Below are 16194 nucleotides of genomic sequence, written 5' to 3' on the forward strand. Positions count from 1 at the left end.
CGGCCTTCGGGCGATTCTGGGTTGTCCCTATTGTGCCGCCAACAAGCACTCAAATTTGTGAGTACCACTAAAGAACGCCAGTTTTGCACAAAATTTGATCTAACTCCTGCTTTTTAAGCGGAGCCCCAGCCACTCCGGGGGCTCTGCGCTACCTTAGCCATCTGTCGGTGTCATTTCTTTACCTAATCAGGGGTAGCTCACCGCTGTTCTACCCCTTTGTGGTCAGGTGATCCCACGGAAAGGGCCTTTTATATTCCCACTAAACCGATGCTTTAACCGCATTCCGATGCCCTGGGAGTACCGCATGAGCCATTTCCTGGACCGACTGAAATACCTTAAGAAACAAAAAGAACCCTTTTCCGGAGGACACGGGGAAAAGACCAACGATGATCGCAACTGGGAAGATGGCTACCGTCGCCGCTGGCAGTTCGACAAGATTGTGCGCTCTACCCACGGGGTAAACTGCACCGGCTCCTGCAGCTGGAAGATCTACGTTAAGGACGGCCTGGTCACTTGGGAAACCCAGCAGACCGACTATCCGCGCACCCGCCCGGACCTGCCCAACCACGAACCTCGTGGTTGCCCGCGCGGTGCCAGTTACTCCTGGTATATGTACTCCGCCAACCGGCTCAAGTACCCGAAGATCCGCAAGCGCCTGGTAAAACTGTGGCGCGAGGCCAAGCTGAGGTACAGCGATCCGGTGGAGGCCTGGGCCAGTATTGTCGAGGACCCGGCCAAGGCGCAGTCCTACAAAGAGCGCCGGGGTATGGGCGGCTTTGTGCGTATCAAGTGGGATGAGGTCAACGAGCTGATCGCCGCTTCTAACGTCTACACCACCAAGAAATACGGTCCCGACCGGGTGACTGGCTTCTCGCCGATTCCCGCCATGTCTATGGTGTCCTACGCCGCTGGTGCCCGCTACCTGTCGCTGATAGGCGGTAACTGCCTGAGCTTCTACGACTGGTACTGTGATCTTCCCCCCGCCTCACCACAGGTCTGGGGTGAGCAAACCGATGTGCCCGAATCCGCCGATTGGTACAACTCCAACTACCTAATCGTTTGGGGCTCCAATGTGCCGCAGACCCGTACCCCGGATGCCCACTTCCTCAGCGAAGTGCGTTACAAGGGCGCCAAGACCTGTGTGGTTACGCCTGACTACTCGGAGTGTTCCAAGTTTGGCGACACCTGGCTGGCACCGCGCCAGGGTACCGATGCCGCCCTGGCGATGGCCTTCGGCCATGTCATCCTGAAAGAATTCCACGTCGACAAACCCAGCGCCTACTTCACCGAGTACGTGCGCACCACCACCGATATGCCAATGTTGGTGACCCTGGAAGAACGCGACGGCAAGCTGGTACAGGGCCGCTTCCTGCGCGCCTCTGATCTGGCGGAAAACCTGGGTCAGGACAACAACCCGGAATGGAAAACCATCGGCGTCAATCACGATGGCCAGCTGGTTTCGCCGCAGGGCTCCATGGGCTATCGCTGGGGAGAACCCTCCGCGAAAGAGGGGCGCGGCAAGTGGAATATCGAACAGCGCGATGGCCGCAGTGGCGAAGAGTTGGAGCTGAAGCTCAGCCTTAAAGACTGCGCCGATGAGATCGCGCAGGTCGCCTTCCCCTATTTCGGTGGCCAGACCCACGAACACAACTACTTCCAGCACACTGATCACGATGAAGTCATCGACTACAAGGTGCCGGTAAAGCTTGTTCAAAACAAAGATGGTGAGATTCTCAAAGTCGCCAGCGTCTACGACCTGACTCTGGCGAACTACGGTGTCGAGCACGGCCTCGATGACCCCAACTGTGCGCAGAGTTACGACGAGGACAAGCCCTACACCCCCGCCTGGCAGGAAAAGGTGACTGGCTGTCGCCGTGAGAATGTGATTCAGGTAGCCCGTGAGTTTGCCAACACCGCCGATAAAACCCGTGGACGCTCCATGGTGATTCTGGGTGCCGGTCTCAACCACTGGTACCACATGGATATGAACTACCGCGGCATTATCAATATGCTGATGTTGTGCGGCTGTATCGGCCAGAGTGGCGGTGGCTGGGCTCACTATGTCGGGCAGGAAAAACTGCGCCCGCAGACCGGCTGGACCCCACTCGCCTTTGGTCTCGACTGGCAGCGCCCGCCGCGCCATATGAACGGCACCTCTTTCTTCTATAACCACGCCAGCCAATGGCGTTACGAGAAGTTGGAGATGGAGGAAGTGGTTTCGCCGCTGGCCGACAAGAGCAAGTGGCAGGCTTCCATCATCGATTACAACAGCCGCGCCGAGCGCATGGGCTGGCTGCCCTCCGCGCCGCAGCTGGGGATCAACCCACTGCAACTGACCAAAGATGCCGCCGCCGCCGGTATGTCTGCCAAAGACTACACGGTGCAGCAGCTCAAGCGCGGTGCGCTCAAGTTCGCCAACCAAGACCCGGATAATCCGCAGAACTTCCCGCGCAATCTATTTATCTGGCGCTCCAACCTGCTCGGCTCCTCTGGTAAGGGCCACGAGTACATGCTGCGCCACCTGCTCGGTACCAAGCACGGCCTAATGGGTAAGGACCTGGGCGAAGAAGGCGGCAAGAAACCGGAAGATGTGGCCTGGCATGACGCCCCCAGTGAGGGCAAGGTGGATCTGCTGGTGACACTGGACTTCCGTATGTCCACCACCTGCCTCTACTCCGACATCGTGTTGCCCACGGCTACCTGGTACGAGAAAGACGATCTCAACACCTCGGATATGCACCCCTTTATTCACCCTCTTACCAAGGCGGTGGACCCGGCCTGGGAAGCGCGCAGTGACTGGGACATCTTCAAGGGCATCGCGCAGAAATTCTCCGATCTGACCGACGGCCATTTGGGCGTGGAGAAGGATCTGGTGACCCTGCCGATCCACCACGATACGCCCGGAGAAATTGCCCAGCCCTTTGGGGTGAAGGCTTGGTGGAAAGGCGAATGCGACCTGATTCCCGGCGTTACCGCGCCCAGCATGATCGAGGTGGAACGCGACTACCCCAACACCTACAACCGCTTTACCTCGATTGGTCCGCTGCTGGAGAAACTCGGCAATGGCGGTAAGGGCATCAGCTGGAATACCGATGACGAGGTGGACTTCCTCAAGAAGCTCAACCGCACCTGGAAGGATGAGACCGCCCGCGATGGCCGCGCGCGTATCGATAGCGCCGTCGATGCCGCCGAGATGATTCTGTCGCTGGCCCCGGAAACCAACGGCCAGGTCGCGGTGAAGGCCTGGGAAGCCCTGGGCAAAATTACTGGTCGCGATCACACCCATCTGGCCAAGCCCAAGGAAGACGAGAAGATTCGCTTCGCCGATATCGTGGCGCAGCCGCGCAAGATTATCTCCTCGCCCACCTGGTCCGGTCTGGAAGATGAACATGTGAGCTACAACGCCGGCTACACCAACGTGCACGAGATGATTCCCTGGCGCACCATCACCGGCCGTCAGCAGTTCTACCAGGATCACGAGTGGATGCGCGATTTCGGCGAGAACCTGTGTGTGTACAAGCCGCCCATTAACCTGAAAACCGTGCAACCGGTGCTCAACCAGAAGCCCAACGGCAACAAGGAGATCCTGCTCAACTGGATCACTCCGCACCAGAAGTGGGGTATCCACAGCACCTACTCCGACAACCTGCTGATGCTCACTCTATCTCGCGGTGGCCCCATCGTATGGATGAGTGAATACGACGCCAAGTTGGCGGGGATCGAAGACAACGACTGGATCGAGATCTTCAACGTCAACGGAGCCATCGCCGCCCGCGCCGTGGTATCCCAGCGGGTGCCGGACGGTATGGCGATGATGTATCACGCCCAGGAGCGCATCGTGAATACACCGGGAGCGGAGACTACCGGAACCCGTGGCGGTATCCACAATTCCGTGACCCGCGCGGTGATGAAACCCACCCATATGATCGGCGGCTACGCCCAGCAGTCCTACGGCTTCAACTACTACGGCACCGTGGGCTGCAACCGGGATGAATTTGTAGTGGTCAGGAAAATGAACAAGGTCGACTGGCTGGATGGCGAAGATGCCAAAGAGCCGACGCGAGAGGAGGTGTAACAATGAAAGTTAGAGCCCAGATTGGCATGGTGCTGAACCTCGATAAATGTATCGGCTGCCACACCTGCTCAGTGACCTGTAAAAACGTGTGGACCTCCCGCGAGGGGGTCGAATACGCCTGGTTCAACAACGTCGAGACCAAACCCGGCATCGGCTACCCGAAAGAATGGGAAAACCAGGACAAATGGAACGGCGGCTGGGTACGCAAGCAAAATGGCAAATTGCAGCCGAAAATTGGCGGCAAGCACCGAGTGCTGGCCAACCTGTTCGGCAACCCCGATATGCCGGAAATCGATGACTACTACGAGCCATTTGATTTCGATTACCAGACTCTGCACAACGCACCAGAGCAGAAACACCAACCGGTGGCCCGCCCGCGCTCCCTGATCAGTGGTGAGCGCATGGAAAAAATCGAATGGGGCCCCAACTGGGAAGAAATTCTCGGCACCGAATTCGAGAAGCGCAAAAAGGACAAGAACTTCGAACAGGTGCAGGCCGACATTTACGGTGAATTTGAAAACACCTTTATGATGTACCTGCCGCGCCTGTGCGAACACTGCCTCAACCCGGCCTGTGTCTCCGCCTGCCCTAGCGGCGCCATCTACAAGCGCGAAGAAGACGGTATCGTTCTGATCGACCAGGACAAGTGTCGCGGCTGGCGTATGTGTGTATCGGCCTGCCCCTACAAAAAGATTTACTACAACTGGAAAACCGGTAAATCCGAGAAGTGTATTTTCTGCTACCCGCGCATCGAAGCGGGCCAGCCCACCATCTGTTCCGAGACTTGTGTAGGCCGTATCCGCTACCTGGGGGTGTTGCTGTATGACGCCGACCGCATCGAGGAAGCCGCATCTGTAGAAGATGAAAAGGCGCTCTACCAGGCCCAGTGCGATATTTTCCTCGATCCCACTGACCCAAAGGTTCAGGAAGCCGCCCGCGCCGAGGGTATCCCCGAAGCCTGGCTCGAAGCTGCGCAAAACTCCCCGGTGTACAAAATGGCCATCGACTGGCAGATCGCCCTGCCGTTGCACCCTGAGTACCGCACCCTGCCCATGGTTTGGTATGTGCCACCCCTGTCACCGATCCAGAACGCCGTTCAGGCCGGCCAAGTGGAAACCGTTACCGTGGGTCGCGGCGCCGAGATCCCCGACCTCTCCACCCTGCGCATCCCTCTACAGTACTTGGCCAACCTGCTCACCGCCGGCGATGAGAAACCGGTGGCCCGCGCCCTGGAGCGGATGATCGTAATGCGCGCCTATATGCGCGGTATTCATGTGGATGGCATACAGGAGCGTGAACTACTGGAAGAGGCGGGTATGACCGTCGCCCAGGTGGAAGAAATGTACCGCTATATGGCCCTGGCCAATTACGAGGACCGCTTCGTGGTGCCCTCCAGCCACAAGGCCTACGCCGAAAATGCCTACGATATGAAGTCCTCCTGTGGCTTCAGCTTTGGCAACGGCTGTAGCACCGGCAACGACAGCACCAATATTTTTGGTGGCAAGCAGCAGGCAGTGCGCGAAGTGATACCGGCCAAAGTAGTCGACTGAAGTCGAGCGGAGAAAACCGATGAAAGTATTAAACCTGATCGCCCGCCTGCTGGATTACCCGTCTGATGAGCTGGTGGCACACCTGGATGAACTGACCAATTGGGTCGCGGAATCCGATGATATGGATGCCCCTCTGCGGGACAAGCTGCTGGCGTTTATCTCCCACTACGAGCGTATGGAAGCGCTCGATTGGCAGAGTGAATACGACGGCCTGTTCGAGCGCGGCCGGGCCGTATCCCTGCACCTGTTCGAGCATATCCACGGCGAATCCCGCGATCGCGGCCAAGCCATGGTGGACCTGATGAACCGCTACCGAGCCGCCGGTCTGGAGCTGAATGAGCGCGAACTGCCGGATTACCTGCCCACGTACCTGGAATTTTGTGCCACTCAAGGCGAAGAAGCTTACGGCTGGGTGCATGATATTACCCATGTGATCGCTCTGCTGAGCGCGCGCTTATCCAAGCGTGAAAGCCCCTATCACCTATTGATGGATGCGCTGTTGCTGCAGGCCGGGGTCTTTGTCGATTTGGCTGCGCTCAAGGAAGAGGTGGCCAGTGAAGCGCGCGACGACACTCCCGAGGCCCTGGACAAAATCTGGGAGGAAGAGGTGGTCAGCTTTACCGGCGCCAACTCGTGCGACCAGTCCATCACACGGCCCAGCGCCACCCAGTTCCGCGATGGTCAGCCCCTAACCTGGGCCCCCAGTGCTAAAGATGCCGCGCAGAATTCTGCCCAGCCCGCCCCACAGGAGTAACAAGATGAACTATCTGAATACGCTGCTCTTTGCCATTTACCCCTTCGTTGCGCTCACGGTGTTTCTGGTGGGGAGCCTGATTCGCTACGACCGCGACCAGTACACCTGGCGCACAGGCTCCAGCCAGTTACTGGAAAGTAAACAGTTGCGCATTGGCAGTTACCTATTCCATATCGGGGTAATCGCGATACTTATGGGCCACTTTGTTGGCCTGTTGACCCCCAAGGCGGTGTGGCACTTCCTGGGTATTGAAGCCCCCACCAAGCAGTTGATGGCCATGGGGATCGGCGGTTTCTTCGGGGTGATCTGCTTTATCGGCCTCACTATTTTGGTTAAACGCCGCCTCACCAACCCGCGGGTGCGCGCCACCACGTCCAAAATGGATCTGGCCATTTTGCTGATGCTCTACGCCCAGTTAATCCTTGGCCTGATCAGTATTGTGGTATCCGCCGGCCATATGGATGGCGCCGAGATGCTCAAACTGATGACCTGGGCTCAGTCCATTGTCACCCTCGATGGCTCCGCAGCCGCAGCGGCTATCGCCGACGTAAATATCATCTACAAGCTGCATATTTTCCTCGGCATGACCCTGTTCCTGCTGTTCCCTTTCAGCCGTCTGGTACACGTGTGGAGTGTTCCGGTGCAGTACTTCCGCCGCAATTATCAGGTAGTGCGCGCCAAGGCCGCGCGCTAATCCCTGCAAACATTAACCCGGCCCGCTGCCTGCGGGCCTGTGAGGAGTTGAGTCATGAATGCACTACTGGCCTCCGACGCCGCCGGGCATGAATTTGAGTTGGCCGAAGCGGTGGCCGTCAACGGCAGTGAAATCCCCGCAGACCTGATCTACCAGGAAATGCAGTACCAGTCTGCGGATTCACCGCGCCAAGCGATTTATCGCGCCGCACGGGCCCTGGTGATCGGCTGGCTTTTGCGTGAGCGTGCTGCCGGGCAGGGCCTGTGTGAAGCCGATGAGGATCTACACAGCGAGGCCTTCGATCGGGCAGTGGCCGACCTGCTCAAAGGCGAGCTACAGGTGAACCCGGCTACTGAAACGGAGTGCCGTGCCTATTTCGAAGCCCACCCACATAAATTCCGTTCCGACCCCCTCGCCGAAGTGCGCCATATTCTGATCCCGGCGGCGCCGGACGACGCTGACGCCTGTGCCAAGGCACGCGCTGGCGCCGCAGAGCTGCTGGAACAGATACGCGCCGATGCCAACCCGCTGCAAGCTTTCGCCCGGTTGGCCCAATCCCACTCCGCCTGTTCCTCCGCCGAAGCCGGCGGCAGCCTCGGCCAGGTGGGGCGCGGCGATACCGTCGCCTCCTTTGAACGCGCCGTGTTTGAGCAGGGCACCGGTTTGGTAGAGGAACCCGTGGAGACTCCCTACGGCGTGCACCTGATTTATGTGGAGCAGTGCGAACCGGGCCGCCCGCTGGAATTCGAATATGTTTCGGAGCGAATCGAGGAATACCTAACTGAAAAACGCCGCCGCCAGATGACTAGCGACTACCTGCAAAAAATGGTGCAGGCCGCGCAAATCTCCGGCCTGGATTTATCGGGGGAGGCCCACTGAGGTGGCAGAGATTCGCCAACTGTTCGCGCGCAATCGCGCCTGGGCTGAGGCGCAGACGGCTCAGGACCCGGAGTTCTTCCAACGTCTGAGTCGTCTGCAAGTACCTAAGTATTTATGGATCGGCTGCTCCGACTCCCGCGTACCCGCCAACGAAATTGTGGGCATGGCACCGGGTGAGCTGTTCGTACACCGCAATATCGCCAACGTGGTGATACACACAGACTTTAATTGCCTCTCGGTGCTGCAATACGCGGTTGAAGTACTCAAGGTGGAACACGTAGTGGTCTGCGGCCACTACGGTTGCGGCGGCGTACAGGCCGCCATGGGTCACAGCGAATGCGGCCTGGTGGATAACTGGCTGCGTCATATCAAGGATGTCTACGCTCACCACCAGCAAGAGCTGGAATCCCTCGATGAAGAATCGCGCGCAGCGCGCTTGTGCGAATTAAATGTCATGGCGCAGGTACAAAACTTGGCCATGACTAAAATAGTCCAGCACGCCTGGGACCGAAACCAGCGCCTAAGTCTGCACGGCTGGATCTACGATATTCGCGATGGCCTGATTCGAGATCTGGGTATGCGGATGGACGATCGCGGCCAGGTGCCGGAGATTTATCATGTTTATGGTGGGGTGTCGGAGGAGGGGTGAGGCTTCACTGCGTATCTTAATCAGAGAAGCCCTAAGTTATTTTCTTTTCAAGTTTCTAATAATTTTGCGCAGTATACCACCCGAGGTATACACGGCTTTGAAATGAAGGCAAAGTCGCAATGGAAAAGCCGATACCGAGCCTAAGAATGTTATGTGGCTAGCTCGCCCCTGATCTGCACCTCAGGTGCAATTTTATGAAAATCAATAGAAATCTCAAGCATTGGTCTTCAGCTATACTCATATCAGTTACAATTTATAGAAATTAACTACTGCTCATCAGCTTGTATTTGTTCCTTGGCCAGAATTTTTTGACGCTTCCGTTTGGCAAGCTCTTCGCGCAGTCTGTTAGACTTTACAACGAAATTACCATCAATAAAGTCATAATTTTTTGTAGAAATAAGCGTATATAAATCGTCTTTTTCACCAGAGCCCTCTGTGATAAAGACAAAAAAATTTCTCCCAACTTGGTCACCCGGTATTATTGAGGTGCAGTTATTATCATAATCATGTACTGCTGAAATAAAATCCTTCTTTTCCCCTTTATACACTTTTATCACTTCAAAATTGGCGACCTGCAGGTATGCTGAGACATACATTAAAGATAAAAATTTGCCTTTAAATACAGATTTTGAACGTTTAATAATTTTCTGAGGGTTTTGAAGAGCAACCGTTCCAGGGGAAATTATACAAGCTGATATATTCAGGCTAATCAGTATAAAAAAAGAGCTACAAGAATTTTCATAAAAAACGTCATTAGCAATTGTAAATTAATGAGTCGAAGTGATTTTTCCGCTCACCTAAATTTATTAATTTTATCAAGCTCCATATGCAGTAGAGGATACGGCCTTCCTTGACCGTCTAGGGGAGATTTACCGACTACCGTAAAACCTAAATGCTTATAGAACCCTAGGGCTTGCAGGTTCTGTTCGTTGACGTCTACTTTGTAGCACCTAGATTTTCAACGGCATACCTTGTTAAAAAAGTTCCAACACCTGAGCCTCTTGATTCAGGCGAAATGAACAGCATTTCAATATTCCCATTAAGAACTCCACAAAATCCGAAAATCCTTCCATCTTCATTCTTTGCACATATCAGCTCTACTGAGCCGAAGTATTGTTCTAAGATGAGCGGTTTAAGAATGACAATATCTTCTTCCTGCAAAAAAAACGTGAGAAGTTCGAACAGAAGCCTCCCATATTTCAATCAGCGTTAAATAATCGCTTTTACCTATTGTCTCTGCTTTCATCTATTATTCTGATAGGTGTTTGATACCGTGAGAACCGGCATGTCGTATACTCTTCTCATCATTTATCACTGAAATAGTTCTTTCTATAAATCTTTTATAAGCTTTTTGGGGTAGGAATGGCGATTTGTTATTTATATTGAACTTTTCCAAAATATCCTTAACTTGTGTGTCAATCATTATTTGCTCCACACCCAACCCTTTTTGGTTAAGCTCTTGAATTTTATTTATCCATGTAAAAGTATTTTTTATGAATTCAAGCAAAGATGACTTGTTTGCTGGAGAGCCATGCCCAGGTATTATCAAACTCTGATCATCACCCAGATTTAAAATGGCCTCAATGGCTTCATTAAAACCTTTAATTCCGCCAGCATAAAATGTTGGATGCCAGCTGGTATCGAATACATCACCAACAAATATAGAATTACTTTCCTTATGGTAATAGATATTGTCGATTGTTGTATGAGACTTGACTTTAATGTGAGTGAGTTCATCTAAATTGAAGCTGCTCTCTATCAGTTTTCCACCTTGCTTTTCAAAGTGCGCATTTCCGCCGGTATGGTCGGAATGTGCGTGTGTGTTTAAGATGAAGGAGATAGGCTTATCGTAAATTGATCGAATTTTTTCATCTAACGCACTTAACTGATTATTTCCTGGCATAGGATCAATGAGTACCAATCCATTTTTCGTTGCTACTAAGCCAATATTCGTTCCGTAATCTTTTCCACTCAAGATATGTAGGTGTTCAGAAACTTTTTGCACACTTATGCTACTTGATAAAGCGATAGAGCTGGTGAGTAGAAATAAAGTGGAGGTCAGAATTATAAATCCTTTCAAAACCCATCCTCTTGCATTGTGATAAATGGTTCTTTGGTGTGTAACGGCTTTGTCAGTTGCACTTTGGATACGGGGTGGTAGTGGGCTACTTTAGTAAGGCTAGCCAAAAACGTTAACTGCACATAATTGCTAGCCGTAGCTATCCCACACTAAATTTAATTTCATCAATAGGGTAAGCCGGCTTAATTTTGAGCACAACTTAGTGCCTTGATGAAGGCAATGTACGATATTTAAGTAACCAGTTATGTGAATTAATGTTTGCTGGCGATAACTAGCTATTTCATTGAATGAAAACCGATATTATTTCCCTCGGTATCTTGCGCTATTGCGATAAAACCGTGCTCTCCAATAGACATTTTAGGCACTACTACCTTCCCACCTGCTGGCTCAACTCTGGCCAGTTCAACAGAACAATCTTCGCTATCAAAATACGCTAGAGTGCTATTACCTCCAGCTTCAACACCCTCCATTTTACAAATTGCTCCACTTGCACCCGGCTCTTGTTTCATTGGAAATGCCCACATCTCGGGTTGAGGAAAGTCTTTTACTTCATCAGGATTGTCCAGTCGAGTTAACTCCTGCTTGAGAACAGCTTCATAAAAGGACTTTGCACGAACCATATCATTTACATAAATTTCAAACCAACAAACTGCATTTGTATTCATTTGAGTATCCTCACTGTTAAGTATCTAAGTATGGTTTGTATTTCTGGAGACATAACGAAGTTTTAGAAAGATCATTCATATTTTACGCGCAATAATGAAAATTACCATATTATGCATTCCATGGCGCCATTGGACTTCAATGGTAAACCCAGCATCTTGAATTTCTTTCGCTAATTTTACTTCTGTTAGAATGAATACATCAGGCATTAGGCCCATGAATTTTCCCAGAGGTACCAAGTGCTTAATAAACCGCATATAGGAATTACCCAGACAAACGGTACTGCTCACGAAAACACCACCGGGCTTGAGGATTCTAGCAGCTTCTGCCAAAACATCTCTTCTATCTGGTAATAAGTGAATAACATTTAGACCCAATATGGCATCAAAAATCGCAGGCTCAGCATTGAATTCGGTTAAAGTACTTTTGGTAAATTTAATATTATCGATACAGGCTTTCCTGGCCTTAGTTCGACCAATCTCAAGCATGTTTTCGGAAATATCTACCGCTTCAATATGTTGTACATGCGGAGCGTGGTGAATCGCTGTAGTCCCTGTTCCGCAACCAAACTCCAAAATATTCATATCGGGCGTAAAGAATTTTTGAGTATCAGAGAGCTTCTTCTGATAACTTGCCTCATCAGAAATAGGGCTCCTAGCATACCCCTCTGCTTTTCTATCCCAGAACTTACCAGATCTATCCATATCAGTTCCTATATAAATGCCAAGGCATGATCGCGCTGATTCGTGATTCGTGATTCGTGATTCGTGACTCATAAAGCCTCAGCTGCAGCCCGAAGCGCACGACAACCTTAGATTTTTATGTTTTTACAACCCATTAAGGACACCCCACAACTTATCCCAACGTTCGATTTTTTCACCGGCACTCAACAGTCTTGGCTGAATTTGAATAGGGTTGCCAAGTTGATTCACGTCTTGCAATAAATTGGGATTTACTGCTCCGCGAAGCTGACCATTTATAGTGCAGCCTACGGCTAGTAGTTCATTACAAGTTCTACAATGGTAGAAATTAGCAAGCTGATCACCATTTTGTTTAGTTAAAATCCCATCACCAATGAAAACCACTAACATATTTGGATCACTTATAATACGTGATGGGTTGGCTTGGCAATAATTACAATCGCAAACGCGCGGGTTCAAACCTTCGAGCGGTCCAGCTAACTGAACTTCAACCCGCCAACGGTTACATTTACACGATCCCTTAAAGAGCATAATAATTAGTGCCAATTACGATGAAAGATACAATCGCCTCAATTGCCGGAGGCTACTGGCGTCTTTTTTGCCGGGATTTTGGTAAAAAGGTGACAGTGGCCGGAGATCAGGTTGTAGGCGCTTGGTACGCCCAGCATGGGCGTGAACTAATGGCGTGAAAATCTCCTGTAGGAAGATCATCATTTAATGGCTTTCATTAAATGCTAACTACTAGCGAATGGCAACTGCAACACCGTGAGGAGGAAGCCGTTGGCAAAACTACCAGCTGATGGACAGAAATATCCTATAAGGCTTAGCCTAGAGGCGGGGTTGAGGCGGGGTTGAGGCGGGGTTGAGGTGGGGTGGAGTTTAACGCCGCAATTATCGGAAAATTTGGAGTGACCTATTTGTGCTAACGTAGCGTTAAAGCACAAAAAGGTCACGGAGAATTTGTCCAGTACTAGCAACCTTAGTGCGCGCTACATTGCCTTGTATGGTGAAAACCTTATCAAAGCGCTCATTGCTTTGAAGCCCAAATTGCCAACCGATGCATGATAGCCTTCTGTGATATTTTGTCTTCTTGAAGCGGTTGAATTACTTTATCGTGAACTAAAAGACGATAAATATATTCGAGTTTCTCGTGAGCTGAATCGGTAGCTTCGAATTCGACCACCCCTCGCTTGGTACCATATGCAGTACCAAGCGCTATAGCCTTTTTTACTAACTCTTTTTCATTTTTGAGTTTCTTCATTATCATGTCTCAAAGAGGTCGTTGATATTATACACCTAACGCTTTGCACAGCGGCGCGAAGTACGAGTGTCCGGCCCCGAAGGGGAAAACTGCTACAACTTATTAGAAATTATTTTAGGCATTACGTATCTACCGAAATATAATACGTCGTAAACCACTGTCCTAATAGCTCTGTTTTATAAACTTTGGTGGCGATTCTATTAAGAGCTTTATATTCAGGCCTACTTCCGAGTAGGTGAAATACTATTTCTTTATGCCCTAGCTCTTTAGCCCAACACATTAATGTTTTGAATATTGTGCGTCCAAAACCCCAGAATTTTTGAGATATTACAATTGCAAACTCGAAGCCATTATTATCTGGCTGAATTCCACACCAACCAGCAAGCATTCCGCCTATATAGATCGCTCGAACACGACAACCAGACATTGACTCTATTTTAATCTTGGCTTCCATCCAGTCTCTAATACTGATGGAATCAAAAAGCGCATGATCAATTAGATGCTTTCTCAATGCTTTTTCATTAACAACCGCCAAGAAATCTTCTGGATCTACATCGTTGAAACTCAAATATTTAATTTCGCTCATATCTCGCTACTTCTAACAGGATATTCAAAAGAAGCTGCATCATATCATTTGTTAACTTATCTCCAGAGTGGGAAGCCTCTCCAATCAGAAAAAATAGATGAATCAGCATGTTAGCAAGCACCGTCGCGAAATTACTCTAATGGATATATGGCGGCCGTATATGTCTTGTTATTTTGTTCCTTTTGATCATAGGTGTAAACCGTTAAAAATCAATAGTTTGGTGTATATGTTACTGTGGGTATACGAAGCTGTCCTTGATATTGTTTCCACTCGACTGACTTTATCTTATCTTCGATGTTCATTCTTTACCGGAATATAGCTTGATTTAGGTACGGCTGGTGCTAAACGGATGCTACCCCCTTTTATGTTGCTCAGGGGACCTACAAACGCTTGTCAGGAATAATTTTTCCATTGCTGCTTTATACCAACTCTCTGTTTATGTTCAGGATTTTGCTCAATAAATGAGTTAACGTCAGGTTTTATTTTAGGAAACGCGGGATCATCATGATAACCGTTACCCACAAAACGAAATCCTGCTTCCCAGAGGCTTTTTGCTGCTGCCCAACCGGATGAGTCATTTTTAGATGGTGCGGCAAAGTTGCGCCCCATAAATGCCATACGATGACCACAGTTTGGACACTTGTAGATGATGTCTGAATCAGATTGATGAGCTGAGCCTGATGATGCATCCTCAAGTGCCTGGCGCTTAAAGGCGACCTGACAATCGAAGCATGCAAATTTGTGTAAGAACTCAGTCATAGGGTATAGCGTGTGGTGAAACGGTGGGCCATGCAGTAAACCTTTGATCTTGGCTTCGATTATTGTCATTCACTAATTTTTGAATATAAATGTTCATCGAAGTATTGGCCATTTTTACATGACGCTTTTCGAAGAGTACCTTCATACAAATAGCCATTTTTCTCTAGGACTCTAATAGATGCACCATTTATGGAAACTACAGAAACAAATAACCGGACGATATCTGTATATTTAAAAAGCATATCCGTAAAGACTCGAACTGCCTCAGTAGCAATTCCATTGCTCCAGAATTGCCTTCCAATCCAGTAACCCAGTTCAGCGCTGCAGCTATATTCAAACTCACCCACCTTAGCCGATATACATCCTACAAGCTCTCCTTTGTACTCGATCGCTTTTGTTAGGCTTGAACTCTCACTATTTTCAACCCACCAACGAGCATCACTCTCTGTATAGGGTTGAGGTATAGCATCTGTTATATATCGCGTTACCTCATTATCATTAAGGTACAACATTATTGAATTAATATCAGATTTATCAAACTGTCTTAGCTTAAGCATTTTCTAGAAACTCTACCGTAGCGACTCATCAGCGACAGCAAATTAAGAAGGTGATCCTATGTGAAGGACCGTATTATATCCTTGTCAATCGTAAGTATCGGGCGTTTACGAGTAATGTCATTCTCTCATTATAAATGAGATCCGAGACCCTGGGATGAACCTAGGTTTTTTCACACATCTATCCTAGTATTCAACAATTATTTCATGCGTAACAAGGGAATTGAAATCTTCAGAATAACGTTGAAGCAAATATCTTATGTGCAAACCGTAATCCTTAATCCCTCTGATTCCAACCTTATGGCCAACAATTTTTTTGCTAGTGGGTGTAAAGTCGAAGTGTCTATTTCTTTAAGCCTACGTTTTCCTAAACGCTTATCCAGTGTGGCTAGGGATTGAATCAATGGATTCTCGGAGTTTATAGCTTCATCAATTTTGAGGGTATGAACGAATTCCCAGCAGGCTTGATAGGCATCTTGCCGAGATAATTCTCCATATTCCATCTCACCATAAGATATTTTCTGCTTTTCACTTACGTGCTCAGGCACATCGGAATCTGTTACCCACCGATTATCTTTTCGATAGAAATTACCATTCGCTCTATTCCAAAAGGCCCTTGTACAGAAGTTTGCTATGACCTCTTTATCAAGAGTCAACCAGGCATGTCCACATGAACAGTTTCCATAACTGGTACTGTTGATAGAGATGCGGCTATCCAGGGATGGAGAAAATTTTTCTTCAACTAGAGATTTGAGCTTGCTCCATTTCATTGGATGATACTCCTAATTACCAATAACATCTCACGGACAAATGGATTCAAATGCTGTGGCCAATCAAAAATTAGGGTCCGGATAACTACATCCTTCTAAACGAGAACACCAGAACTCTACGCTTTTGTTATAAATTACCTTTATAGGGTTGTCCATTTCTAAATGTTTGATCCATGGAGCATATAGATACTTATTAAGATTAATACCCAATTGAGAATA

18 protein-coding genes are annotated in these 16194 nt (G+C 49.5%); 7 read left to right on the forward strand and 11 right to left on the reverse strand.

Annotation, left to right across the window (positions count from 1 at the left end):
* The first annotated feature begins 304 nt into the window (after positions 1-304).
* Genes ACCI51_RS02930 through can form a run of 6 tightly spaced genes read left to right on the forward strand, consistent with a single transcriptional unit; the run spans position 305 to position 8601 of the window.
* Positions 305-4075 (forward strand): nitrate reductase subunit alpha, encoded by a 3771-nt coding sequence (locus ACCI51_RS02930; protein WP_371842534.1) that lies wholly within the window; start codon positions 305-307, stop codon positions 4073-4075.
* A 2-nt stretch (positions 4076-4077) separates the two neighbouring features.
* Positions 4078-5625: a nitrate reductase subunit beta gene (gene narH, locus ACCI51_RS02935; RefSeq protein WP_371842535.1), complete on the forward strand. Its 1548-nt coding sequence runs from the start codon at positions 4078-4080 to the stop codon at positions 5623-5625.
* A gap of 19 nt (positions 5626-5644) precedes the next feature.
* On the forward strand, positions 5645-6379 hold the full coding sequence (narJ, locus tag ACCI51_RS02940) for a nitrate reductase molybdenum cofactor assembly chaperone (protein WP_371842536.1): 735 nt from the start codon (positions 5645-5647) through the stop codon (positions 6377-6379).
* 4 nt (positions 6380-6383) lie between these two features.
* Positions 6384-7073, forward strand: coding sequence for a respiratory nitrate reductase subunit gamma (narI, locus tag ACCI51_RS02945; RefSeq protein ID WP_299584828.1), 690 nt, complete (start codon positions 6384-6386; stop codon positions 7071-7073).
* Positions 7074-7127: 54 nt separating this feature from the next.
* Entirely contained in the window at positions 7128-7952 is an 825-nt protein-coding gene (locus tag ACCI51_RS02950; RefSeq protein ID WP_371842537.1) for a peptidylprolyl isomerase, read from the forward strand.
* 1 nt (position 7953) lies between these two features.
* On the forward strand, positions 7954-8601 hold the full coding sequence (gene can / locus ACCI51_RS02955; RefSeq protein WP_371842538.1) for a carbonate dehydratase: 648 nt from the start codon (positions 7954-7956) through the stop codon (positions 8599-8601).
* A 266-nt stretch (positions 8602-8867) separates the two neighbouring features.
* On the opposite strand, the gene ACCI51_RS02960 is transcribed toward can, so the two are convergent.
* The 6 genes from ACCI51_RS02960 to ACCI51_RS02985 form a co-directional block, all read right to left on the reverse strand.
* Positions 8868-9149 (reverse strand): hypothetical protein, encoded by a 282-nt coding sequence (locus tag ACCI51_RS02960; RefSeq protein ID WP_371842539.1) that lies wholly within the window; start codon positions 9147-9149, stop codon positions 8868-8870.
* Positions 9150-9537: 388 nt separating this feature from the next.
* Positions 9538-9762, reverse strand: coding sequence for a GNAT family N-acetyltransferase (locus ACCI51_RS02965; RefSeq protein ID WP_371842540.1), 225 nt, complete (start codon positions 9760-9762; stop codon positions 9538-9540).
* Positions 9763-9850: 88 nt separating this feature from the next.
* Positions 9851-10681: an MBL fold metallo-hydrolase gene (locus ACCI51_RS02970; RefSeq protein ID WP_371842541.1), complete on the reverse strand. Its 831-nt coding sequence runs from the start codon at positions 10679-10681 to the stop codon at positions 9851-9853.
* Positions 10682-10956: 275 nt separating this feature from the next.
* On the reverse strand, positions 10957-11346 hold the full coding sequence (locus tag ACCI51_RS02975) for a VOC family protein (RefSeq protein ID WP_252084102.1): 390 nt from the start codon (positions 11344-11346) through the stop codon (positions 10957-10959).
* Positions 11347-11421: 75 nt separating this feature from the next.
* The gene (locus ACCI51_RS02980; protein WP_371842542.1) at positions 11422-12048 is read right to left on the reverse strand and encodes a class I SAM-dependent methyltransferase; all 627 of its coding nucleotides are present in this window, start codon (positions 12046-12048) and stop codon (positions 11422-11424) included.
* Positions 12049-12171: 123 nt separating this feature from the next.
* Complete coding sequence (locus ACCI51_RS02985) at positions 12172-12435, reverse strand: hypothetical protein (RefSeq protein ID WP_371842543.1); 264 nt, start codon at positions 12433-12435, stop codon at positions 12172-12174.
* A 161-nt stretch (positions 12436-12596) separates the two neighbouring features.
* Between ACCI51_RS02985 and ACCI51_RS02990 the strand changes: the two genes are divergently transcribed.
* Entirely contained in the window at positions 12597-12734 is a 138-nt protein-coding gene (locus tag ACCI51_RS02990; protein ID WP_299584811.1) for a hypothetical protein, read from the forward strand.
* 338 nt (positions 12735-13072) lie between these two features.
* Here ACCI51_RS02990 and ACCI51_RS02995 read toward each other — a convergent pair whose 3' ends face one another.
* The 5 genes from ACCI51_RS02995 to ACCI51_RS03015 all read right to left on the reverse strand — a co-directional run bounded on the left by ACCI51_RS02995 (position 13073) and on the right by ACCI51_RS03015 (position 15975).
* Entirely contained in the window at positions 13073-13306 is a 234-nt protein-coding gene (locus tag ACCI51_RS02995) for a DUF5062 family protein (RefSeq protein WP_152452014.1), read from the reverse strand.
* 121 nt (positions 13307-13427) lie between these two features.
* The gene (locus tag ACCI51_RS03000; protein WP_371842544.1) at positions 13428-13892 is read right to left on the reverse strand and encodes an N-acetyltransferase; all 465 of its coding nucleotides are present in this window, start codon (positions 13890-13892) and stop codon (positions 13428-13430) included.
* Between the two features lie 393 nt (positions 13893-14285).
* A complete protein-coding gene (locus ACCI51_RS03005; RefSeq protein WP_371842545.1) occupies positions 14286-14720 on the reverse strand; it encodes a hypothetical protein in 435 nt (144 codons plus the stop codon).
* The gene (locus ACCI51_RS03010) at positions 14717-15208 is read right to left on the reverse strand and encodes a GNAT family N-acetyltransferase (RefSeq protein WP_371842546.1); all 492 of its coding nucleotides are present in this window, start codon (positions 15206-15208) and stop codon (positions 14717-14719) included. The genes ACCI51_RS03005 and ACCI51_RS03010 overlap by 4 nt, the downstream gene beginning before the upstream one ends.
* Positions 15209-15462: 254 nt before the next feature.
* Positions 15463-15975 (reverse strand): SF0329 family protein, encoded by a 513-nt coding sequence (locus ACCI51_RS03015; protein WP_371842547.1) that lies wholly within the window; start codon positions 15973-15975, stop codon positions 15463-15465.
* Positions 15976-16194: the final 219 nt, after the last annotated feature.

Origin of the sequence: Microbulbifer echini (assembly GCF_041447225.1) — a bacterium.
In the GTDB taxonomy this organism is placed as follows: Bacteria; Pseudomonadota; Gammaproteobacteria; order Pseudomonadales; family Cellvibrionaceae; genus Microbulbifer; species Microbulbifer echini.

Excerpts from the sequence above, each read along its gene's own strand:
- ACCI51_RS02930 (WP_371842534.1), top strand. The coding sequence starts at position 305 with ATGAGCCATTTCCTGGACCGACTGAAATACCTTAAGAAACAAAAAGAA.
- narH (WP_371842535.1), top strand. The coding sequence starts at position 4,078 with ATGAAAGTTAGAGCCCAGATTGGCATGGTGCTGAACCTCGATAAATGT.
- narJ (WP_371842536.1), top strand. The coding sequence starts at position 5,645 with ATGAAAGTATTAAACCTGATCGCCCGCCTGCTGGATTACCCGTCTGAT.
- narI (WP_299584828.1), top strand. The coding sequence starts at position 6,384 with ATGAACTATCTGAATACGCTGCTCTTTGCCATTTACCCCTTCGTTGCG.
- ACCI51_RS02950 (WP_371842537.1), top strand. The coding sequence starts at position 7,128 with ATGAATGCACTACTGGCCTCCGACGCCGCCGGGCATGAATTTGAGTTG.
- ACCI51_RS02975 (WP_252084102.1), bottom strand. The coding sequence starts at position 11,346 with ATGAATACAAATGCAGTTTGTTGGTTTGAAATTTATGTAAATGATATG.
- ACCI51_RS02980 (WP_371842542.1), bottom strand. The coding sequence starts at position 12,048 with ATGGATAGATCTGGTAAGTTCTGGGATAGAAAAGCAGAGGGGTATGCT.
- ACCI51_RS02985 (WP_371842543.1), bottom strand. The coding sequence starts at position 12,435 with ATGTTAGTGGTTTTCATTGGTGATGGGATTTTAACTAAACAAAATGGT.
- ACCI51_RS02990 (WP_299584811.1), top strand. The coding sequence starts at position 12,597 with ATGAAAGATACAATCGCCTCAATTGCCGGAGGCTACTGGCGTCTTTTT.
- ACCI51_RS02995 (WP_152452014.1), bottom strand. The coding sequence starts at position 13,306 with ATGAAGAAACTCAAAAATGAAAAAGAGTTAGTAAAAAAGGCTATAGCG.
- ACCI51_RS03000 (WP_371842544.1), bottom strand. The coding sequence starts at position 13,892 with ATGAGCGAAATTAAATATTTGAGTTTCAACGATGTAGATCCAGAAGAT.
- ACCI51_RS03005 (WP_371842545.1), bottom strand. The coding sequence starts at position 14,720 with ATGACAATAATCGAAGCCAAGATCAAAGGTTTACTGCATGGCCCACCG.
- ACCI51_RS03010 (WP_371842546.1), bottom strand. The coding sequence starts at position 15,208 with ATGCTTAAGCTAAGACAGTTTGATAAATCTGATATTAATTCAATAATG.
- ACCI51_RS03015 (WP_371842547.1), bottom strand. The coding sequence starts at position 15,975 with ATGAAATGGAGCAAGCTCAAATCTCTAGTTGAAGAAAAATTTTCTCCA.